The 21392-nt window shown below is 57.6% G+C and carries 15 protein-coding genes and 3 pseudogenes; 5 read left to right on the forward strand and 13 right to left on the reverse strand.

The window, feature by feature from the left end; genetic code table 11:
* Positions 1-89: 89 nt before the first annotated feature.
* Positions 90-1211 (reverse strand): IS630 family transposase, encoded by a 1122-nt coding sequence (locus tag ACVMDN_RS05105; protein ID WP_069280104.1) that lies wholly within the window; start codon positions 1209-1211, stop codon positions 90-92.
* A 43-nt stretch (positions 1212-1254) separates the two neighbouring features.
* On the opposite strand from ACVMDN_RS05105, the gene ACVMDN_RS05110 reads away from it, so the two are divergent.
* Positions 1255-1512 (forward strand): LexA family protein, encoded by a 258-nt coding sequence (locus tag ACVMDN_RS05110; RefSeq protein ID WP_253587780.1) that lies wholly within the window; start codon positions 1255-1257, stop codon positions 1510-1512.
* A gap of 39 nt (positions 1513-1551) precedes the next feature.
* Positions 1552-1785 (forward strand): annotated as a pseudogene (locus tag ACVMDN_RS05115) (nodulation factor fucose acetyltransferase NolL); the annotation flags it as partial.
* A gap of 145 nt (positions 1786-1930) precedes the next feature.
* Here ACVMDN_RS05115 and ACVMDN_RS05120 read toward each other — a convergent pair.
* Entirely contained in the window at positions 1931-3526 is a 1596-nt protein-coding gene (locus tag ACVMDN_RS05120; protein ID WP_245314082.1) for a carbohydrate porin, read from the reverse strand.
* A gap of 820 nt (positions 3527-4346) precedes the next feature.
* Here ACVMDN_RS05120 and ACVMDN_RS05125 point away from each other — a divergent pair.
* The gene (locus tag ACVMDN_RS05125; RefSeq protein WP_253587763.1) at positions 4347-4859 is read left to right on the forward strand and encodes a hypothetical protein; all 513 of its coding nucleotides are present in this window, start codon (positions 4347-4349) and stop codon (positions 4857-4859) included.
* Positions 4860-4898: 39 nt separating this feature from the next.
* Positions 4899-4979: pseudogene (locus ACVMDN_RS05130) on the forward strand (XdhC family protein); the annotation flags it as partial.
* Between the two features lie 85 nt (positions 4980-5064).
* Here the strand turns inward: ACVMDN_RS05130 and ACVMDN_RS05135 are convergent.
* The 4 genes from ACVMDN_RS05135 to ACVMDN_RS05150 form a co-directional block, all read right to left on the reverse strand.
* Positions 5065-5955 carry a nucleotidyl transferase AbiEii/AbiGii toxin family protein gene (locus ACVMDN_RS05135; protein WP_420866014.1) on the reverse strand — a complete coding sequence of 297 codons (891 nt, stop codon included), beginning with the start codon at positions 5953-5955 and terminating at the stop codon, positions 5065-5067.
* A 25-nt stretch (positions 5956-5980) separates the two neighbouring features.
* Positions 5981-6625: a type IV toxin-antitoxin system AbiEi family antitoxin domain-containing protein gene (locus ACVMDN_RS05140; protein WP_069280027.1), complete on the reverse strand. Its 645-nt coding sequence runs from the start codon at positions 6623-6625 to the stop codon at positions 5981-5983.
* Between the two features lie 427 nt (positions 6626-7052).
* Entirely contained in the window at positions 7053-8387 is a 1335-nt protein-coding gene (hemN, locus tag ACVMDN_RS05145) for an oxygen-independent coproporphyrinogen III oxidase (protein ID WP_069280026.1), read from the reverse strand.
* Positions 8388-9246: 859 nt separating this feature from the next.
* Entirely contained in the window at positions 9247-9963 is a 717-nt protein-coding gene (locus tag ACVMDN_RS05150; protein ID WP_253603415.1) for a sulfite exporter TauE/SafE family protein, read from the reverse strand.
* 1629 nt (positions 9964-11592) lie between these two features.
* On the opposite strand from ACVMDN_RS05150, the gene ACVMDN_RS05155 reads away from it, so the two are divergent.
* Positions 11593-12318 carry a helix-turn-helix transcriptional regulator gene (locus ACVMDN_RS05155; protein ID WP_069280042.1) on the forward strand — a complete coding sequence of 242 codons (726 nt, stop codon included), beginning with the start codon at positions 11593-11595 and terminating at the stop codon, positions 12316-12318.
* Between the two features lie 333 nt (positions 12319-12651).
* Here ACVMDN_RS05155 and ACVMDN_RS05160 read toward each other — a convergent pair whose 3' ends face one another.
* The 7 genes and pseudogenes from ACVMDN_RS05160 to ACVMDN_RS05190 all read right to left on the reverse strand — a co-directional run bounded on the left by ACVMDN_RS05160 (position 12652) and on the right by ACVMDN_RS05190 (position 21391).
* Positions 12652-13377: an outer membrane protein gene (locus ACVMDN_RS05160; RefSeq protein ID WP_456835893.1), complete on the reverse strand. Its 726-nt coding sequence runs from the start codon at positions 13375-13377 to the stop codon at positions 12652-12654.
* Positions 13378-14017: 640 nt separating this feature from the next.
* Positions 14018-14263, reverse strand: coding sequence for a hypothetical protein (locus ACVMDN_RS05165; RefSeq protein WP_081334891.1), 246 nt, complete (start codon positions 14261-14263; stop codon positions 14018-14020).
* 1071 nt (positions 14264-15334) lie between these two features.
* Entirely contained in the window at positions 15335-15709 is a 375-nt protein-coding gene (locus ACVMDN_RS05170) for a NolY (protein WP_069280023.1), read from the reverse strand.
* A gap of 1128 nt (positions 15710-16837) precedes the next feature.
* Complete coding sequence (locus ACVMDN_RS05175; RefSeq protein WP_057021389.1) at positions 16838-17866, reverse strand: LLM class flavin-dependent oxidoreductase; 1029 nt, start codon at positions 17864-17866, stop codon at positions 16838-16840.
* Between the two features lie 166 nt (positions 17867-18032).
* Positions 18033-18290, reverse strand: a pseudogene (locus tag ACVMDN_RS05180) (transposase); the annotation flags it as partial.
* Between the two features lie 937 nt (positions 18291-19227).
* On the reverse strand, positions 19228-20196 hold the full coding sequence (locus ACVMDN_RS05185) for a branched-chain amino acid ABC transporter substrate-binding protein (RefSeq protein WP_456843613.1): 969 nt from the start codon (positions 20194-20196) through the stop codon (positions 19228-19230).
* A 481-nt stretch (positions 20197-20677) separates the two neighbouring features.
* Positions 20678-21391 carry a MerR family transcriptional regulator gene (locus ACVMDN_RS05190; RefSeq protein WP_176731412.1) on the reverse strand — a complete coding sequence of 238 codons (714 nt, stop codon included), beginning with the start codon at positions 21389-21391 and terminating at the stop codon, positions 20678-20680.
* Between the last annotated feature and the right edge of the window lies 1 nt (position 21392).

The following is a 21392-nucleotide window of genomic DNA, read 5'->3' on the forward strand; positions in this document are numbered from 1 at the left end:
GGCGGCCTCCCCAAAAGCAGCCTTGAATCTGATTTGCGCCTAAAAGGGAATCCTTAGAGTCCACACCACCTAGTGGCTCTGCACAGTGATTATGACTCTTTGGAAGGCGCGGGATAGGCGCGGCCCATTTTGGTGCGGGCCTTGTCTGTTGTGAACATCCATTTGATGCGAGAGCGGGCGGCATTTCGCTTCCGTTCCCAAGCGGCGATTTCGCGGCGCAACCGCTTGGGGGCGTCGATTCTGCGATTGAGGCACTGGCCCCGCAGGACGCCGATCTCGATCTCGACCATGTTGAGCCAGCTTGCGTGCTTGGGCGTGTAGTGGAACTCGAGCCGTCGCAAAATCCGCCTGGCTTCGGCGGGCGGGAAGGCCTGATACAGGGCGCCGGCGGAGTGGGTCGATAAATTATCCTGGACGACCCGGATGATCTCGGCGTCGGGATAATGGATGTCGACGAGGTCGCGCATGCAGGAGGCATAGTCTTCAGCCGCGCGCCGCTCAGTGACTTTGACCTTGCGCCAGGGACGATGCACGTCGAGGAATACGAAGAGATTGACCGTGCCGTTGCGACGGTACTCGTAATCGTAACGTTCGAGCTGGCCGGGCTCGGCCGGAATCGGTTGACGCGCCTCGCCGATGAGCTGCACCGGGCTTTCGTCGAAGCACACCACCGGCCGCTTGGGATCTGGCGCCTCGGCGTAGAGGTCGAGCACGTCCTCCATACGGGCGACGTATTCGCCGTCGATCTGCGGAATGCACCACATGTCCCTGCGCCAGGGCTTGAGGCCATTTTCGGCCAGGCGCCGCCGAACCGTCTCATGCGACAGGCTCTTGTGTTCGGTGAGCTTGACCATCGCACCTGCCAGCAGCTCAAGCGTCCAGCGGGCCCGGCCTTCTGGCGGACTGGCGCAGGCCGTCGCCACCAACAAGGCTTCTTCCTTGACCGTGAGTTTGCGCTCCGCTCCGGGCCGCGGCTCATCGCTCAGCGCCCGCTCCAGATTGCCTTCCACGAAGCGGCGCTTGGTCCGGTACACGGTCGAGCCGCCCACGCCGACGCTCCGCGCGATCTCCTCATCGCTGCCGCCGGTGTCGGCAGCCAGCAAAATCTGCGCGCGCTTGAGCTTACGGGACGCATGCTTGCCGCCGCTGAGCAGCGCCTTGAGTTCCGTGCGCTCGATTTGGCTGAGGTCGACCCGATAGCGTACATTCATGGCATGCCTCCGTGTTCGAGGCACGCACCAACAACTGAATCGGATGGCCGGCGTGAGTCCTTCGGCAAAACCCTTCACGCCCACACAGGGGCAGTACCTGGCCTTCATCCACCTCTACACGCGCCTGCACCGCAGACCCCCGGCCGAAACCGACATGCGGGAATACTTCCGCGTTAGCCCGCCCTCGGTTCACCAGATGGTGCTGACGCTGGAACGGGAGGGCCTCATCAGACGGCAGCCAAGGACCCCTCGCAGTATCGAGGTCCTCGTTGATCCAAAACACCTGCCGGAGCTACTCTGACCGCCAGACGCAACCCGTCAAAATCACTGTGCAGAGCCACTAGTGCTGTACTTGATTCAGGGGACGGTATTTCGTCTCATGGATTCGATGCAGTACGCAGAACCGTCAGATCTCACAACCAAGTTGGCTGAGGCGGGACTTCTTGGCGGAGCGATTATTCTCGTCTCGCTAGTGGTGCGCCGGTCAGCGCGCGACATTCCCTGTCTGTCTCAGTTCATTCTAGGAACTTCATCCCGCGCCCTCGCGGGTCAGGCCGCGCGCAAGCAAAGCTAGCCGACATCTGGTCACGATGCTCTTTAGTCGTTGGAGAGCCGACCTTCGGGTCGCTCCTTGCGACCTCCAGCCGGTGCGGTGACAGAAACGGCGCGTAATTTTGACGAATCAGGTTGTGCGCCGAATTAATGGCTTCCTCGACGAACTAGAAGAATATCAGCGTAGACACCAACAGATCTAACGCGTGCTCCGTTTGGGCCGTATGTGTGATGCTTGTCGGATTATGGATGTATGACAGTCCAAGGGTTGCATATATCCCTGGAGCGAGATGCGCGATGTATGTTCCTGTAATTGCAGTTGTATCGCGATGCGCAAGCTGTCCTTTCGCCAAGGCCGCATCCACTGCAACCTTGCTCCAGGCGGTGTTGCTCGCGACGAGACTAATCAGATCAGTAGGTCGGCTATCAAAAGGCCCCTTCGCATAAAGACGAAGCTCGTAATACCGGCTGATCCTATTGAGATCAGGCGGAGCTCCCATGATCGAGAATCCGCCATAGATGCCGCGAGATGGCGTCCCCTCAACGTCACTCTGCCAGAGCTGCCGGTCAGCGGCGATGTAATGAAAGTTATTCCCGCTCTGCCTTTGTTGATCCGGATCTGCTAAATTCTTGTAATGGCCGCTGTTGAAACCAACGCCCGCCCGCAGCCACGTGTCAGGTACGCCGGGAGCGGCCTTGCTCTTGTAGCCAAGTTCATCAACGAAAAGAATACCTGTGTTGGCCGTGCTCCAGTTCAGGCCGCTCGGATTCTCTGTTATCTCGGCATAAGAACCGTCTGGACTGATGGAGCGCTGCATGGAGACTTTGTTGTACAGGTGATCATCAAGATTGTACTTCAGGTTGACGGCGGGAGTCGGTGCGGCGTTGGTGCTCATTCCTGCTTGGAATAAGGCAAACATATTTGATCCTGAAATGCCTGCGAACAACGTGCCGGTGAACTCATTCGCATTTCGGAGATAGCCAAGTTTGAGTTCGAACTTCCTGTCGAGGAAGGTTTGATAATATGCGAGTGTATTCAATCCCACTCGATCCGGCCCCGGGCGCTTCCATGTCCAGTATTGCTGCTCGGCACCCACGACAATCTGGCCATCGGGAATGCCAAGCCGGCTGAGATCATAGGTGACGATCAGGAAGTTCGCCGTAGCAAACGTCGGATTCTGCCCCATGTAGAGCTGGTTCGCGATGCTGGTTCTCGCCGCATTCGGCAGCTGGTTATTTGCAAAGATGTTATGCGTCCAGCCGATATAGCCGATGCCAACGTCTGCCAGCGCGGATCTAACGCCGCTCTTGTCCTGATCAACCGTGTCGGCAGGGCCGGGTATGTTGAGCCAGATCCCTTTTTCTCGGAAAGTATCGAAGCGTGCGAAGGGATCGATCCTTTTTTGCGTTCGTGTCTGGGCGCTTCGATCGGAGCTGTCGCGCTTGATGAGAGGCAGGTTGGGAGCTGATGCCAGCGCGGAGGCACGAAGTTGAACTGGCTCATTGACCGTGCCGACCCGGAGCTTTGTGGCCATGTCGTGGGCTGTCGGCGCTTTCCTCCTGGCAACTTGTGCCGCAGCGTTGTTTTTGGCATCACGCTCGTCGGCAGTTTGTGCCAAGACAGGCATGCCAACCAGACAAGCCGCGAGCGAAAGTGCGGCGGTAAGGCGCCGCTGCGTCTCGCTTGATCGCAAGCTGCAGGCAAGTGCGGCCGTAGCCGAAGATGTTTGAGGCGTCGTCACCGCAATAAAGCAATCACCCACAGTGTACTTCGTGTCCTCTCTTGCGAGCCATGAACAGATTGAAAGCCGGCCTCAATGGCCAGAGCGGCGTCGAAGCGCTGGCCTCTGAGGCGCGGCACGACGCCGTACGGGCAGGAGGTTCGTAATCCCGGCGAGGTCACCTCTAATCTGTGCCCGCGAAAATCTTGTCTCAACGTCCATGATTGAGCCCTGGAGATCGGAGGGATCCGGTTTCGGGCTACTTTCGTGGCCGTGGGCAAACTGTTGGTGAGTCCGCCCGCTCCGTCGGCGCGGAAAATTTGGGATGCATTCCGAGTTCCTAGACCTGTGACGCACGGCGTTGGTGGGCCACGCTTGCCATCTGTCCGTCGTCTCCATCAACCTGCCAGAATTGGTAGTTGGCCATGTCCAATGCTTCCCGCTCCAATGGCGAGGTAGCTTGGGCGCCGGTTGGTGCGCCTTGAGCAGCGGTCGGCCATGAAGTTGCCGGTCTCGGCAGCACGGAAAGGCGAGAGGCAGACTTTGAAGGGAAATAGCGTCGGTTCACATCAACGGCCGGCAGGGTAAGAAAACCTGCAAGGTTCTCTTGAATGATGCGAAAATGCTGCACCATAACCGTGAAGAGGAGGACTATTTCTTACCGCTGGCCCTATGATGCAGGAACCCGCATCATCTGTTCGCTTTGCCTGGGACAAGATGAGCCGCTTCATCGGAGCAGCGAGTTTGCGAAGAATGACGTTGTCGGCGGCCGCGCTTTGCTGGGAGTCGTGACTTCAGCCATCTCTCGCGTCAAGGAAACAAGCCTGTCGAAACGGGGATAGTCGGGTAGGGGACAATGGAGATGATTGATCAGGCGGCCGCTTCCGATTTGCGGCCGCTATTATACGGCACGTCAAAACGCATTCGCTGGGGTTTGATGTTTCTGGTTGTCCTCGTCGGCTTGTGTTCAGCAGCAGCCCATTTTGGAGGGAGCCTCGCAAGGGTTGTCGAGACGCCGCCAGCCGGGTTCGCCGATTCGGCGGCGGGCCTATCACCGGAGGACAGGACATCCCTGACCGAGATACGTTGGGCGCAGCAGAAGGCGAGCGAGGATATTGCGGAACTCAGTCGCCTCATCGATGCTCAGCGGAAGGATCTTAAAGGGATCTTAGATCGCATCACGGTGCTGACTTCGCGGATTGAATCCTTGCAGATTCCAGCACCTGTCGCTTCCGATCCCTCCGTTATTTCTTCGTCGCCGGCACAAGCTGCTTCGAGTCCGGCCAAGAAGCACGTCGAGAGGTCCAAACCACAGGGGCCTGTTTCCGTCGGAGGTGCGCCAGTGATCGCTGGACAGAAGACGGGCGAGCCTTGACGCTCGCTGTCCCTGGCGCCCTGCGCGCGCAGCCGCTCGTCGGAGATCGCGGTCGCAATCATGGCCGAGATCACCGCGCAGCTGCGCTTGCCCCCCAAAGAAAAAGAAGAAGCGGCATGAAATTCGGTCCCGCCAGTCCAGCCGACGCGATTGCCTCGAGTTGCTGCGCGGAGCCAGCCACGTTTGGCGGCGGTGGGCTGCCCAGTCACGCTAATCCTGTCTTACCGAGCGAGCGTGCCGCCGACGCGTGAGGCATCAGGAATGCGGATAGGTCCTTGACCACGTCAGCGAGCGTGCCGGGTCGAAAAGCAACGTCTTCAACGAATGAATTCCGCTGCTGAATTTTCGTTGGGTCTTCCGCAAACGCAGTTGTCAGCGCATCCGGAGCACTTGGAGGAATTTCAGTCTTCCGTCGAGCGAATGTCGCGGTGATGGCTCGTGGGAGTTTGTCGTTCTTGAATTCGAAGTTGCGCGATAAAACCAAGACGTCATACAAGTCTTTCATGCGGCTATTGGCGCGACGCAACATAACCATCGCCTGAAAGTTCTCGGCGATAACCGTTTCGCGGGCGTAGGCCCGGAGATGTGGCGCCCGGAAGTCCAAGAGAACGGGCAGATCCATTTCCTGAAGACCCGGCTCAACGGAGTCGCCAAAGGCGATATCAATCACGATCCGAATTTTGGCGGTTTCGATCGTAGCGTTGGCTGTAATGCGCAGCCCGCCGCATTCGGTTTCTTCACGGATACGGTGGACCTTTACGCTGTTCGATTCAAAGACAACGCCATCATTAAGGGAGACCATGCAGATCTCCTGGAAGATGCGGACCATATCCTCTTGATCGTCTTTGCCAGTGGCCAGAAAGTCCAGGTCTCTTGTCGGGCGTAGCGGATCTTCGAACCACTTCGTAAGCAGCATCTCTCCTTTCAGAATGAAACGGTCGCAGTGCTTGGTTTGACTCAGGCGATAAAGGAGTCGCTCGAGAACGTAATTGTTGAGCAGCAGATCGAATGGCTGACGACGCTCCTTTGAGAGGTTGAGCAACCGCGTCCGAACCGACGCGCGGTTGAGCAACCGCGTCCGAACCGACGCGCCCATGTTCTTGATCAGAGGTGTTGGCTTCTTAGGCATTGGTCGTCATAGCCTCAAGATACGGCTGAACGACCTTCCAGGTACCAGCTTCATTTGCGTACCGGGCGATCTCGGCAGGGGTCGCTTGGCGCTGTCGCAGGGCTTCTCTGAGGCCCTCGAGCGCGAGATTGAGGCCGGGACTCTTTCGATACCGCTTTCCGGCGCTCCGGCGATAACGAAATAGGTCGACTACTGTTTTGGCAGGAATGTAGACGCGTACCCGTACGCCTTCGATCTTGTGCTCTGTAATGCCAGAGGTCAGAACCTTCTCTCCGAAACGCACAAATTGGATGGTCGGGGTATCGGTTCGCGGCAGCCGATCCTTTGAGCCGATGGCCATCCAAACGAGCGATGGAATCGTATCAGTCAGTCCGTGAAACGCCAGCGCAGAGGTGAGGCAGATAACGCCTCTTGGGACGAGCTTGGCGGCCTCAGCCAGGACATGATGGGTGTCGAACGAGGCGTCTGGAAGCTGGTACAGTCCCCTGCTGAGCTGAAGGACGAGTCCCTTCTCCTTCATTCGGGATACGGTTGCCGCCGTAATGCCCGCCTTCTTAAATTCAGAAAGGCGAAGCATCCCCTGCTTCTTCAGTAGGGTTATGGCGCGATCCTGCTGGGTCTTAGGGAAGGATAGCATGCTAGTATTGTGATACAAAATGTCGGATTTGTCAATATTTTATCCGACGATTGGTATCGTAAACTAATCGCATTGTTCGCGCCTGCGGACTTTGGAGGCGCGAGCGGCTGATCTTCCCGCGGGCACGACTAGCAACAAAGAAACGGTGCCGCATTAGTCGGCGTGCGACCAAGTTTTCTCAATATCTCCGAGCCAGGGCAAAGATGCCTTAGACGCGGATCTTAAAGTTTCCACCAGCTGCCGTGGCGGCGCCAAGTACCTGTCGAGAGTTCGATTAGTCAGCAGATTCCCTTTATTTCGATCCGCATCTCTCGGTATTTGAACCGAATTTAAATCTTCCCTTTAAGCGTCTGCCTGCAGCGCTTCTTCCGGTCACTCGTTCGCGAGGAGCGCCACGCTTTGGATCTGCTCACATCCCTTGGCTTTGCTAATAGGGTGTGCGGTCGAGATGAGCATCGAATGCGGCAGCCACAGCGCGGATGACAAAACGGTGCTCCTGCTTGACGCGGATGAAACCGTCCTGGATCTCCACTATCCCGTCCTCAGTGAGCATTTCCAAGCGATCAGCTGAATCAAGAAAAGCGATCGGATCAAATCCGTGGGCTGCACACAGTGCCGGCACGTCGGCCTGCAAATCGCACATCAAGCGCTCGATGATTGCAGCCCGCAGCCGATCTTCCTCAGTGAGACAGTATCCTTTCGACATAGCCAGACGACCTGCTCTGATGTGCTGGTTATAGGAAGCAGTCACGACCTCGTTCTGGACGTAGCCGTCACGGAGACGCCCGATGGCTGACGGACCAAAGCCGATCACAGTTTTACAGGTATCGGCCGAATAGCCCAACGAGTTGCGGCGCAGCCGACCAGCTTTCTGGGCCAGCACTAGCTCGTCGTCTGGCAAGGCGAAATGGTCGAGCCCGATTTGGTGGTAGCCGGCGGAGACCAGCGTATCTGCCACGGCCGCGGCTTGCTCGGCTCGAGCAATATTGTCAGGCAGCGCCGCCTCATTGATCTGGCGCTGACGTTTCATATAGGAGGGAACGTGGGCGTAGCCGAAAACCGCGAGCCGGTCGGGCCGCATGGCCGCAGCCGTCCTCGCCGAGTCCACGCAGGACTGCACCGTCTGATGCGGCAGTCCGAAGAGCAGGTCGAAGTTGATGCGGCTTATTCCATGCTGGCGAAGGCTTTCGACTGCAGAAGCCGCCTGGGCCTCGCTTTGGAGCCGATTGACCGCCTTTTGGACCACGGGGTCAAAGCTTTGCACGCCGATGCTCGCGCGGTTCACGCCGGCCGCCCCCAAGGCTTCCGCCATCTCTGTCGTGAACGCGCGCGGGTCGATTTCGATGGCGATGGCAGCCGACTTACTGAAGGCAAAATAGCGACGTAGGAGTTCTATCAGAGCTAGAAAATCGACTGGCGCAATGCTGGTCGGTGTTCCGCCGCCGAAATGCACGTCGCGGACGGGCAGGGCGCGCGGCAGTTGGTCTGCAACCAAACGAATCTCCTCCCGTAGCGCCGCCAAATAATTGCGAATTGGCCGCTCGCTGCGAATAAGGCTCGTGGGAAAGCCGCAGTACCAGCAGATCGATTGGCAGAAAGGGACATGGAGATAGAGCGATACGGGTTCATCCGGCGGCAGCCGTCTCAACCAAGTCTCACAAGTCTCGGCGCCGATGGTCGTGGAGAAATCCGGTACAGTTGGGTAGACTGTGTACCAAGGCAGGCGAGCATCGCAATACTTGTTCAGGAGTGCGGTCTGCAAGGCTTCGTTCCCGTGCTCATACAGACCTGAAGCTGAACCATGCGCTCTGCTGTGTCTTTGCGTTATGTCAACTTGCTCAAACTTGGTCGCGACATCTCGATCACGTTCTCGATATCATTGCCAACTTATCAGGGACCGAGGTTGGCGTGAGAGACATCCACGTTTGGATGCTCGTGCGAAGGATGAACTTCTCACAAGCACATGGCCGATAGCCGCTAGTTCGACCAACCTGCGCGCAGGAACTTCGCAGGGACCATTCAGTTCACTCGATGGGCCGAGCGGCTTGTCGCTCCTCTTCCCCGCGAGGGGGCACCTCTCGGATGAAATGCCGCGAGCAGGATGCGTCCGGCTGGCGATGCCATGGACAGTAAGTTGCTGTTGGATGGCGCCGACAAGTGCGAGATCATAGAACTTGACGCTACGTGAGATTCAAGTCCTTTGGAGCCGCGCATGAAACCATTTTAGACGCCACGTCAAAAGAATGGATGGGCCTCAATTCCGCCACGCTGGTTGTCTCATTGCCGCGAGCATCGTCACGGATGTACTGATGATGTTGGGGCGGGCCCGGCGCACTTCCAAGCCCGGCAAGTGCGTCGGGGCGCCTTGGTTCGGAGGCGTCCCGTCGCCGAGTACAAGCGGCTCTCCACAACCCGGTTTCGCGCGCCGGCGACCGCGAAGGAGAGCCCGGCTGGCTTCCTCACACCTGGACAACGTCCTACATATTTGCGCTGTGCTTCTGCACTTTCATTTCGTTTGTTTTTTGCGATCGCTTTAGCGGCTATCGATTCTTCGAGAGAGCCGCGCAATTGCATCAGTTGAATCTCGACCTGACCGGTGTGAAAACTAAGACGTGAGAGTTTCAAGCGCGCACCAATTGGATGCCGGCGATGAGCAGAACCGCCACGAGGATGAACCTTACGGTTGTCTGGCTCATCCATTTCAGGCCGATAACTGTTCCTGCCGCGGCACCCGCCAGTACGGCGATTGCATAAAGCCCGAAATCCGGCGCCGGAAATTGGCCGGTGAAAAGAACTCCGGCGAAGCCGAGAGCGGAGTTAGCCAGGATAAAAGGCGGCGACAGCGCGGCGGTCTGCTTAGGTGATGCCCAATTCAGTGCGATGAGCGTCGGGGCGAGAAACGCTCCGCCGCCTACGCCTGTCAGCCCGGAAACGAGGCCGATGACTGCTCCAATGCTCAAGGTTCCCCAGAGCCGAGTTTCGCAACCGCGTTCGGCGGTGCGTCCGTGCCGAACGATCATCACGACGCCTGCCAGAAGAAGGACAAACCCGGTCAGCGTCTTGTAAATGTGTTCCCCGAGCACCACGAGACCCCCGACAAGCGCCGTTGGCATCGATGAAAGCAGAAGCGGACGCAGCATTATCCAGTCAACTACTTTGTTGCGGTTGAAAACCCACGTAGAATATGTCGCGACCACAATGTTGAGACCAAGCGCCGTTGGGCGCATCTCTGTCGATGGCAGACCAGCAAAAGCCATCAGCGCCAGGAATGCAGTACCCCCCGCCTGACCAACGGTCGTATAGAGCAGTGAGATGATCGCCAGAAGCAGAGAAAACATCTCACCGATTCTCGGCGAAGCTCTTCGCCTTGGTTGCGACAGCCCCGCCAGGGCGAGGCGCAATTGTTTTTCCTGTCGGGACGTTTGCTTTGCAACCGAGTTTTAGTTGGAGTGCGCGCGACCGGACCTATAGCCAGTCACGATTGCCATGTGGCGATCGTCTCAATCAATCGTTAAGCCTTGTAGTTGACTGGGTAGCGCGAGACCTTGGTAGTTTCCGGTCGACGGACAAGGCCTCGTCGGACGGGCTATGCTCTCGGTCGTTCTTGACGTCAACCGTTGCATTCCGAGCCGCTGCACCTGCCAGGTCGTCATCTGACCTGCTTTTTCGTCATCTCTGATCGGCCACTCGCCGTGTTTTCCACCAGAATGTTGACGCTGGGCTGAGCGTATTGACGGGTTGAAGCCAAGAGCGTCTCGGAGCGGCTGCCGTGCGAGCTATATTTTCCTTGATGAGGTCAACTGGTGCCGGGGCTCGCGCAAATGGTCTGTCGGATGTCCTCCCGATGTCATGATTGCTTCAATGCGCGATAAGGAGAGCTGCCCACTCTTTCAAGTCATTGATTCCGCGGCCGGTTTCTGAAAACCAAATGTTGGTATGGCACTTGCTGGTCCCACACCAGGTCCTCTCCCGCCTTTGGAGATGCGCATGCAAAGTGTCCGCTGCGTCAAGCAGCTCTTGTGGCTTCGCGTATCTCCCGTTGCGCCCCTGACGCGGTTGCTATTTGTCCCTTCGATCTATTCGCGCCGACCCTACGCGACCAAGCCTCTCAGAGGCCGTCGGCTGATGCTAGCAAATTTCCTTTTGCGACGGCTGCTGCGTGTTGCTCATCGCCCGAACCCTCGACGTTGTGGACAGGCGAAGGACCAGCCAAGGAAAAGCGATGCCGACTCGCAAGACGGGGAGGAAAAATGATGCCGTTGTCTTCTGCGTCGGCGAGCAGTGCATCGACGGGGACGCCACGCAGGTCGAAGCGAGCACCCGCGAGCGGGGTTGCGTGCTCTAGCTCACCTGGCTCGCGAAGTTCAGCATCTAGGGTCTGCCCGAGCTCGCGCTCAAGCGGCAGCGAAGCCTCACTTGAGCTGGACATCGCTCTTGCACAATCGAATCGGATCTATGCTGATGTCGCAGCGGGCCGGCCTGGGTGGCTCGTACCGCCGACTGAATCGTTAGGAGAGCCGCCTGACCGACTTCAAGCCGTAGCGCGCGCACGCCCGCCAAACCAGAGCTCTTACTTTCCGTCCCTGGCGGCATCAGTAGGTCAATTGTGCCTCGCGAACGCAGACCATCAACATGGCCGTCCCCGCCGCGATCTTCAATCTCGGCAGCGCGTCGCCTGCGAGCCGGGTAGATCATATTGAATGAGGTGAACGCTACGGTGAGCGTCGTGCAGTTCGGCCTCGAACGAAGGATAGGCCGCACCTTAGCTGTTTGGCGGGGGACGATCACGTCATCGCAGTTGGTGTAGGGCATCGAATTCGGGATGACTCCTTCGGCAGCATGCGCTCCAGACTTTACAAAGAGCAAACCCAGGAATTCAGGGCATGGAATTGAACTTGGCTCTACCTGAAACAAGCGCAATTGGAAGCCGCGACACCGACCGGGATAGTCGTCCTGAGCCGCCCGCTATGGACCTGTTTAGCTTTACTGAATGCGCAAAACAGACGCATTCGCTCAGAGCGCTATTCGAGCTACTTGTCAGCTGCGCCACGGAGGAGGGCTTCAGTGAAGTTGCCTACGGCGCCCTCAACTTCGTCGAGCCCCTTCGCCTGGCGGAGTATCCACCCCCGACCGTGGCCGTGAAATGGCCGTCAGACTGGTGCGACCGGTACTTCAAACGCAAGTACCACACCATCGATCCGGTGGTCCGGCGGACGCCAATGCTTTCTAGGCCGTTTTTATGGGATCAACTGGCCGACCACTATCGACTTCAACCTGACGAGAGACGCGTACTGGACGAAGCCAGAGAGGCGGGCCTGAAGCATGGCATGAGCGTGCCGTTGTTTGGGCCGCTAGGCCGAGTATCTGTAGTGTCGTTTGCATCTCCGTCGGACGACGCTGATCCTCAGGATCGCATCGGTCATCTCAATGCATTGGCCTGGCACTTTCACACCGCGTATGGTGAGATCGCACGTCCCTGCAACGATGGCGGTGATAAAAAAGTGGCACTGTCGCAGCGGGAGATCAGCTGCATGCGATGGGTGGCGGAAGGAAAATCGTCATGGGAAATCGGGATGATCCTGGAAATCAGCGAGAATACAGTCAATTTTCATATCAAGAATGCGATGCGAAAGCTTGGCGCCACTAGCCGGATCCAAGCGATCGTTCTGGCAATACGCCTCAATGTTCTTTGAAATCCCAACTCGTTTGAGCAAGCACCGGCGGCTATCAGAATTGTTGTCGCAGCTTCCGGCAAGTCTAAAGCTGGACAATATTTATCGGAATTGCACGCACGACGCTAAGACCCAGCGTCAGATTATGAAGCTCGATAACCATCGAAGTGTCGGATCGTGACTTGGACCGCCAGGCCCGGAGTTCCAGTAACCAGGGGCCATCCGGCCGATGATCTGGCTCGGACTGCTCGAGTCGGACATCGCGAGGTATCGGCGGATGTGACACGAGCGCTTGAAGAAAGAACCCCGACCGACGGTCGGGGCTCACGATTTACCGCAAGCGCGTGGAGGTTGCTATCGACCAAACGCCGGGCCGAATTTGTAATTGAGCCGCGCTGTGACGAGATCGATGTCCTGGTGGACGCGATCACCGCCTACCGCTGTTGGAAAGGTTACGTTGCTGCCTTGCATGAACAAATGGTCATACTCGACGCCAGCCGACCAACTCGGAGTGAGGCTGACTTCGATCCCGGCACCGAGGGCGCCACCCCAACGCACATCGTTGTTTCTGGCAATTTCGGTCGCAGTAGCCACTGAGTTGACGTGATAAGTGTTGCTGGTCACTGCAGCACCGCCCTTGACGTAGAGCAGCACGGGGTCGAACGCATAGCCGACATGGCCGGTCATCAAGCCGAAAGCATCTGTCTTGGTGCCAATGATGTCTGCCGGGAAGGCGGTGCTGACATTGGAGCCGCTGAAGTCAGCCCAGTTGCCTTGACCTTCAATGCCGTAGACCGTTTTGAAGATCTGCCAGCGATAGCCGATCTGGCCGCCAACGGTAGCACCAGTCGAATTATGGCAACGCTCGGGAGTGATGCCGTTGAAGTCCCAGCAATTGTGGCTCGATCCCCAGCCGCCATTGATACCGATATAGTAGCCGGTCCAGTCGTTGATTGTGGCTACGACCGGCTGCGGTGCCGCCTTGATGTTGACGGGCTGCGCGGCGAAGTCCGCGCTGAATGCGGGAGCGGCCGCAGTGAGTGCGCCGATGCTTGCAGTCAGAACCAGCAAATTCTTCATTCGAGTGTCGTTCCTTTTGATGCCGCCCGGCGCGATGCGTCTTAACAAGATCATCGCGAATTGCTGTAACTGCAGCACCACATTGTTTCGGAAGAAATGAGTTAAATCGAACGCCGCGTCAGATTGTTGAGCGTGCAACCGTCGTAGTGCGTAGACCTGACCAGGATGCTCCGATCGGTGAGGCGCAAACAGCGAGAAGGCATTTGCGGACCAAGCAGTGCTGAATGAACTGAAAGCCACGAATCGCCCAGCGTCTCCCTTCTGCTGATGATGGCCTGCGATGCGATGCCGCCCGTCTGACGTGCCTAATCCGCATCACTCAGCTTCGAAGCGCAAGCTGCACACAACTTACAGGCGGATCGCTGTTCAAGCATTTCGTCGAAATTTAGGTCCTGCTGATAAAGCATTCCCGGGGACGACGAACTCATCTTGCTGTCGGCGGTCTACGATCATGGCCCGGCTGACTGGTATCGTAGCGTCAGGAGCTTTGTACCGGCAGCTTTAGTCGAGGGCGCGGTTCAGCGAAGCAGAATGGCCTGGAGGAGGACTTCGACCACGATATATTGAGATTGCTCACATGGCGCTTCGATGAGGGAGAGCTGTCACGTAGCCCATCGTTCCTATAGTGGTGGGAGCTACCCTACTGTTTGGTCGAAAATGCCAATTCTGCGCGCAAGTTGCGTATCGCCTCGTTTGCCAGATGCAAGGCATTCCGTTCACCGTTTCTTATCGAGCACTCCAGGGAGGCTCGCAAGCGACTATGAAGCACTGCCTTGTGATTGTGCGCCAGGAGCGGATCTTTCTCGACAAAGCGCCACGCCTTATCAAATGCGGTGCTTACGAGAACCTCTGGCGCCTGCACTTGCTCGGATGATATCTGAGCCATCTCAAACTCCTGCGATATCCTGAATACAAAGAAGTAATTTGTTCAAAACACCGAGCGCCCGTGATCTATCCAGCTGTCAAGAGGTCGGATCCGTAGGCGCGCTCGCCCGTGTCGAGCTGATCTCGGCGCTGCGAGCGAATTTATATAGATGCTTGTTGAAGCGCGGATGACCGAACGTGGTGGTGCGCGCTTCAATTCGAATGATTCTGAATCATTTGACGGCAAGTATGCGTTGTCGCGCGCTTCTCTGCTGATTACCGCATTGCCTGCTGTCAGTAGTGGCTCGAAGAAATCAGAAAATCGGTCCGGACCAAACGACGCTACAGTCGAAGCTGAGGAAAGACCGTTCACCGCATGCGCAACCTCGAGCTAAGAAGGGTCGAAGCCAAGTGCTGTCCGTTTGGTACATTACCCGTTTTGTACGATGTCATCTTCTAAGTGCGGGACGCATTCCGGACAGGATTTGTTCGCTTTGTGACATATGTCGGCGGCGTGGCCGTCGTTCTGCTGTTCAATCCCTGCGCGTAACCGATGGTTTGAAGTGTGCGTCTTGTGGAATGCAGTAGAGAAGTGGTGACGAGGTGCAGGGCAATTGTGATGATCTGGTTCGTGTCGCCCTGCAAGACGTCGTGGAGTGTAGATCGTGGGGTAAGGGTCAATGCCGCCGCAAAGTGAGTGCCAAACCATTGAGCCAAGCGTCAAACACTCGATCGGACGAGAAGGCCTTGCCCGCACGTCACCACATGCGTTGCGTTCATTCGCTATCCGCCGTCGGGTTGGCTGCGGCATACAGAATACATAGCCATGAAGTACTTGATACAGGAAAAGCCCAGTTGAGATCGAGGGGCAAACGGGTCCTCTCCCGCGCAAGATCGCTTAGTGCGACGGGATCGGTTCGAATCCGGTGGCAAACGGAAAAAGCAGTGGAGGCGACGCGCTCCGCGCGACGATACGTAAATTCAATCTGAGGCTTGCTGCGGTGCTGGGTACGTTAAACCGCAGCACGCCGTGCCCCAACTCTGATCAGACCCTGATCGCGCCGTCAACCGACGGAAAACTCGAAATAGAATCTCACTCCGCTGCACGGGAGAGAATCAGGGTGGCGATCTTCAACTGGTTGGCAGGGGTGCGCAGAGCCTCAGGTAAGGCCGCCACCGCTTGATCGAAAAGGCGTCCCAAAATTTGGAGGTCTTCTGGATGATAGACGCCGCGGTCTCGGAGTATCCGCGCCGCCTGCCCGTCGCCATTGCAGCCGCTGGCCCTCGCATCGGCGAGCTGACCGAGCGCTAGCTCCGCATTTATCATTTCGTTTGTGTGTGCATTGAGCAGTCTGACCGCCTCGAACCCGTTACCGTCCTCGCCGACGAGGGCGGCCACGATGTCAAGTTGCAGGTCGATGCGGTGCGTCAGGTCTTCTATGCGTGAATTGGAAGGATCAAGTTCCATGGTGTTGCTCCAGAGTAATGAAAAGCGCGCTAGGCAGAGTAAAGAGAATGCGTCGTTTGTCCCGTTAGCGGGGCTGCAGGCGCATGGCTAGAACGAGTTGCGGCTGCAGAAAGCTGTACCCTGCTGCAGTCGGTCGAGGGCGGTGCATAAAATGAGATGACCACGGTACAAGTTTGCAGGACGCGAGTGAGGGTTGCCGGCGACGAGCAGCACTGAGCCGGCGAGCCCAGTAAGGATCCCCCACGACGACGACTTAGGGGAGCGCGCAGTGATACTGTGTGGCCGGTCCTGCCACACACATCGACTGCCGTGCTTCGTCGTGGCCTGAGAAAATATGCCTTGCAAATCCGGCAGTCAGATCGCTGACGGCCCTGTATCGTCTGCGAGCCGTCACAGCGCCAGGTTGATCGCGCGGGCAGGAGGGTCGAGGCGATAGGTCCGGTTCGCCTTGGCTGCGAGAGCAGGTCGCCTATTGGAATTCTAGCCGGCGCACGCATGGACCCTAGCCAATAAGAGTTCGTGAGAGCTGATCTTCTCGGGCGCCTTTAGCATGATGACAATTAGGTTAGCGACTAAGCGGTAGATTGCCCGCGTGACGTTGCGATCTGCCATCCAACCAAACGTGGGCGGCGCGTGCCGGGGTTTGCGGGCTAGGGAGGGATCGTTGGGGCAGACACGGGCGGGTGGAGTTGCCCTGCAACCATGCTCAAAGCAAAATGGTTCCATTGTCACACGTGGTTCGCGAAGGATGTTTTCCGGAAATCTGCGATCGACTATGGGACATTTGGTTAAAACCGGTAAAATCGAAAGTTTTGATGGGACGCATCCAACCGGCGGATAGCATACTCGATCGTGGCGGATCTGTTCTTCGATGACGCACAATGCCAACCGCATGCGAATCGAGCCGGCTTGTCATGCCGCCGTTCTCCAAGCCAGTTCACGTCACCTCGGCGACACCGGCAGACCGGCCGCCATGGCGGGTGATCGATGCGACCGTGTCCTCATGGGTCTGCGGACCTCCTGCTGAGTAAGGCAGGAGATCTGAATTCGCCCGTTCTGCAGGACGGCCGATCATAGATAAACGTCGTCGCGCAGCTCCTTTGAGGTGGCAAGATCGGATAGTGATTGTCAGCCAAAGCCAGCGATGATTTCAGATCTGATTGTGGTTGCGGTGTATAGAGAAGCTTCCAACGGAAGGTTCCCGAAGGCAAGCTGGCAAAGTAGGTAGTTGGCACCTGCCTCCTCCATCTGGCTAAGAAGGAGTCGTCGGACGGAAGCTGGCGTTCCGACGACGCATAATTCGCTATCGAGCGCTGCATCGAAGGTCAGCGGTAGGGTGGGTGGCGTCGGAATGGCGTTCAGCTCGTAAACGAACTTGAAGCTCTCCAGCCATCGCTGGTAAGCCAATTCCGCCGCTACATGGGCATCTCGGTCAGACTGCGCGATCACGACCATGCGGAGCAAACCAAGAAACGGCTCCCGATCGTCCGTTGGCGCAATGCGCGCCCGCTGGGAGCGGAACGCATCCGTAATGTTTCGGACCGCTGAGGAGCGGCCCAGGCACGCCAGATTGGCGCCATTTGCAGCAGCCCACTCTGCCGACTCCGTCCGATTGCTCGTGATCCAGGTCGGCGGATGTGGATGCTGATGAGGCCTCATGGTCAAAGGTATTTCGCTCAGCTCAAAGAAGCGTCCGTGATAGGATAGCGTGTGCCCCTTCAGCGCGGCATTCAGGATTTCGCTGGCCTCCTCATAACGCTCTGGCGCCGCGTCCGCGCTGACGCCGAAATAGCCCCATTCAGTCGGCAGCGAACCGCGTCCGATGCCGAGCTCAAGTCTGCCGCCGCTCAATTGGTCAAGCATGCAGATCTCTTCGAATGCGCGCAAGGGATGATAGAGATTGAGCAACAGGACCAGCGGCCCAACGCGCAGTCTCTGAGTGCGCTGCGCGACGCTAGATAAAAAAAGATTTGGTGACGGCCCTCTAGCATGTGGTGTGCAATGGTGCTCGGCCAGATGATACGCGTAGAAGCCCAGGGAATCGCACACCTCCGCCAATTTGAGGCGATCTTCGTATTGTCGCGCGACATCGCGGCCGTCGTCGTCCAAATGGTCAAAGATTCCGCACGTTAGTTTTGAAGGAGGGCTGCTTTTCACTTGATCATCTCCGTTTTTGGACCAGGAGTCCTGGGTTGCCTGGTGCCGCGGCGCTCAAAGACGGCTTGCCCGGTATTTGACTGCTCTTGATCCGCTCATTGGGGTATGGTGGCTGGGCTAGCACGAGGTGATTGGGTCCCATGAGGATCTGCAGTCCTGATCACTACTTTGGCAGAAGCTCGCGGAGCGCCGCCACACCGAGCATGTGCTCGACCAGTAGCATCTTTAGCTTCGCGTTCTCCTCTTCCAGGGCGTTCAATCGCTTGGCCGCAGAAATGTCCATGCCGCCAAACTTGGCTTTCCAATTGTAGATCTCCGCTTCAGAGGTCCTGTGCCTGCGAGCTACGTCGGCCGCCTTCGCACCAGCCTCATGCTCCTTCAATATCGCGATAATCTGCTCTTCGGTGAATCTTGATCGCTTCATCTGTCCGCCCTTGTTGCGGCAAGAGTTGCTCGCCAGCTGGAGCAAATGCCCAATAAGAGGTCATCTGCCGCGCGCCAGGGCGAAACCTGGGTCGGAAGGTACTCCAGAAGGTTCGAGCTCAATGAAGTCTGCTGCAACTTCCCGTCTTTCAGGCCGGATAGGCCGAAGGTTGTCCTTGGCAAAGCGGAGCCCAAAGATGCAGACACCGATAGCTTGGCGGATCACACCGACGTTGAAAATATTCTGTATCGTGTAAATAGCGCCGATTTGTACGTGGCGCCGGGCGGCTTGGCGGCGGCTCGCCCCCAGGTAGATCCTTTCCTTGCAGAACAGCATTGCTGTGCAAGGGTAGCAACAAGCCTTCGACTAAGCCGGCGGATAGCGACAATGAGTTCTCATTGAAGACAAGTTTGGCGCGCGTCGCGTGGAGAGTGGGTTGGCTGGAACGCCAATTGGTCGTCTTGTGCGCAGTTCGCGGTGTTTCGCACGGCCCGGCAATGGCCATAGTTTGGAGCGCGCAAGTGCATTTGTCAGCATGTGCGCTCAATCGCGCGAATTGTCGCTGCAAATCGAATTTCATGGCTAAGTTCTGTGACTGAACCGCCATTCGCCTAGCCGCTGCAGAAGGCATGGAAGGATTATTTGAGAAAGATCCGGCGAACCAAAGGGGGCAAGCATCGAACTGATCGAGACTAGCTTGGCAAGGTCGAGTAGCAACGCTGAAGGTTGGCACGGGTACTATTTGTCTATCATCTGTCGTAACTCATCTGCCTGCGGATCGACGTCAGGCAGCTGTGCGAGAGCCGCAGCGAGCGCAAAAAATGCTCCGAAGGCCGCGAGTATAAGAGAGCACCCGAGTATCGCTGCACTAAGGTCGTCAGGGTGTCTCATCATCTGTGTCCTCGGGTGAATTGTGGGAGGCTACGCATCGCCCCGATCAGTTCTGCTCAACAGCTTCGACATGCCCGTCGCGCCACCGGTAAACGAGAAACCCAGGAGCCGCGTTGTCTCCCTTGGAATCAAACAGAACTGGGCCGACTACGGTATCGGTCGGGCGCGAACGAAGGGCGTCGGCGACCCGTCGAGCATCGAACGAGCCGGCCCGCTTCACCCCCTCTGCCCATGCTTGGACGGCTGCATAGGCGTAAAGCGTGTAGCCCTCGGCGGAGAGGTTGGCAGCTTTAAGTCTGGCCGTGATGCCGGCCGCGTTGGCATTCTTGGTGGGGTCGTCCATGAAGGTGAACAACGTGCCATTTCCGGCACTGCTGGTAATGGCCCAGAATTCAGAGGTCATCAGCGGATCGTTCGCCATGATGGTGAGGCCCGCACCCGCTTCTGACGCTTGGCGTACGATCAGTCCAACTTCGGTATGATATCCGCCGATATAGACGACCCGCACCCCCCCGTTCTTCATCCTCGAGACCAGCGCAGCATAGTCCTTTTCACCCGCCACATAGCTTTGTCGAATGACGGTCTCACCTGACCTCTGAAGCTGTGCCGCGACCACGTCGGCAATGCCCTTGCCTGCCGTGCTCTTGTCATCGAGCACTGCGATTGTCTCGTTATGGTAGTTTTTGCGAATGTACTCTGCTGCAACGAGGCCCTGTTGGTCGTCGCGGCCGCAGATCCGAAATACCGTCTTAAGACCACGCTCCGTCAGCCTAGGATTTGTCGAACCAGGTGACATTTGAAGAATGCCCGCTTCGTCGTAGACGTCGGAGGCTGGAATCGACGAAGAAGAACAAAAATGACCAACGACCAGCCGCACGCGCTCTGCTGAAAGCTTGTTCGCCACTGCGACGGCTTGCTTGGGGTCACATGCGTCGTCGACGACAGTCAATATCAGCTTGCTATCTGGAAGTTGGCCCGATGCGTTCAATGCCTCGACGGGCGGCAGCCGTGCCATCGCGCATTTGTGCGCCAAACGCAGCGCTGCTTCCGCTCATCGGACCAGCCACCGCAATATTGACGTCGGAGGCGCGCGTGGTCGAGGCAAGAGCGCTGAAAAGCAGCGCTGCACTTGCAGCCAAAGCGTGGCGCCTACCCAACATTGTAGAGCTCCAATGTTCACCTGAAGTGAGCCGCCTGCGTTGGCGGTCCGACTTGTCTCCGGACGTCGATGCGGTTGCTGAGCGAACTCGTGCACGTCAGCTCGGCCACACCGCAACCAGAGCTTACAATGTGACGTTACGTGCGGTTCAAGCGCTTTTTGAGGATGCGTCTGACCATGGCGGCGGCGGGAGGCTCGGGGGGGCCAGGCGGGAAGATCTGTTCGGTTGAGCCACGCACTCGGCCGTCGCGCCTCGAGCTGGTGTACGAGGCGTCAACGGCTCTCATCTAGATGGCCAAGATCAAGGGACAATTCCGCGCGTGCCTGGGCCATGCCGTCAGTACGGCTGATCTTCCAAGCCGGCAAGGGCGAGATCGAGATACTGCATGAGACTGGGATCCCAACCCGCCAGACTGCGCGGGGCGCTCAACCGCGCAAGGACCTTGAGGATCGTCGAAACGCGTGAATCAGCTCCGGCGATTTCGCCGATTAGCAACCGCGCTGCAACTGCGACAGCCTTTGCTCGCTCACCACAGGGATGTTCGCCTCTATCCATACAATCGCGCAGCTCGTCGCGAATCCGCCGCCACCGCTCGTCGCGCTCGGCGACCAGCTTACAGGTGCATCGCGAGGTTTGGTTACGCGTCTCAACCCGAGACATGGCTACCAAGGTGGCAGGCAGCTCGTCTACACTCACCTGGATCTCACTGTCCGTGGTCATGTCACGTAAACGATCTCGCAACAGGGTTGCTCGAGCGACTTGAAGTTCGATCCGCTCCAAATGTTTGCGTAGGAGATCAATCAGTGAAGTCGTGCCCTCCATAGCCTTCCGGATTTCGTGGAGGGAGAAGCCAAGCTCACGTAGCGCTCGAATCTGATGAACCCGTTGAACGCTTTCGCGATCGTACATCCGGTGACCGCCGTCAGTGCGTTCTGATGCGGCTAAGAGTCCCGTATGCTCATAATGATGCAGCGTGCGTACCGTCACTCCGGTCGCCTCTGCAAGTTCGCCAATGCGCCATCGACGCCTACGTGGTGTAGCTTTGCTCATG

This window comes from Bradyrhizobium sp. USDA 4510, from assembly GCF_054059095.1.

What these genes read in the sequence shown, in the direction of transcription:
- ACVMDN_RS05150 (WP_253603415.1), bottom strand. Translation starts at nt 9,963, where the DNA reads ATGTTTTCTCTGCTTCTGGCGATCATCTCACTGCTCTATACGACCGTT.
- ACVMDN_RS05140 (WP_069280027.1), bottom strand. Translation starts at nt 6,625, where the DNA reads ATGCTATCCTTCCCTAAGACCCAGCAGGATCGCGCCATAACCCTACTG.
- ACVMDN_RS05170 (WP_069280023.1), bottom strand. Translation starts at nt 15,709, where the DNA reads ATGGAACTTGATCCTTCCAATTCACGCATAGAAGACCTGACGCACCGC.
- ACVMDN_RS05105 (WP_069280104.1), bottom strand. Translation starts at nt 1,211, where the DNA reads ATGAATGTACGCTATCGGGTCGACCTCAGCCAAATCGAGCGCACGGAA.
- ACVMDN_RS05110 (WP_253587780.1), top strand. Translation starts at nt 1,255, where the DNA reads ATGGCCGGCGTGAGTCCTTCGGCAAAACCCTTCACGCCCACACAGGGG.
- ACVMDN_RS05190 (WP_176731412.1), bottom strand. Translation starts at nt 21,391, where the DNA reads ATGAGCAAAGCTACACCACGTAGGCGTCGATGGCGCATTGGCGAACTT.
- ACVMDN_RS05155 (WP_069280042.1), top strand. Translation starts at nt 11,593, where the DNA reads ATGGACCTGTTTAGCTTTACTGAATGCGCAAAACAGACGCATTCGCTC.
- ACVMDN_RS05135 (WP_420866014.1), bottom strand. Translation starts at nt 5,955, where the DNA reads ATGGGCGCGTCGGTTCGGACGCGGTTGCTCAACCGCGCGTCGGTTCGG.
- ACVMDN_RS05160 (WP_456835893.1), bottom strand. Translation starts at nt 13,377, where the DNA reads ATGAAGAATTTGCTGGTTCTGACTGCAAGCATCGGCGCACTCACTGCG.
- ACVMDN_RS05125 (WP_253587763.1), top strand. Translation starts at nt 4,347, where the DNA reads ATGATTGATCAGGCGGCCGCTTCCGATTTGCGGCCGCTATTATACGGC.
- ACVMDN_RS05165 (WP_081334891.1), bottom strand. Translation starts at nt 14,263, where the DNA reads ATGGCTCAGATATCATCCGAGCAAGTGCAGGCGCCAGAGGTTCTCGTA.
- ACVMDN_RS05185 (WP_456843613.1), bottom strand. Translation starts at nt 20,196, where the DNA reads ATGGCACGGCTGCCGCCCGTCGAGGCATTGAACGCATCGGGCCAACTT.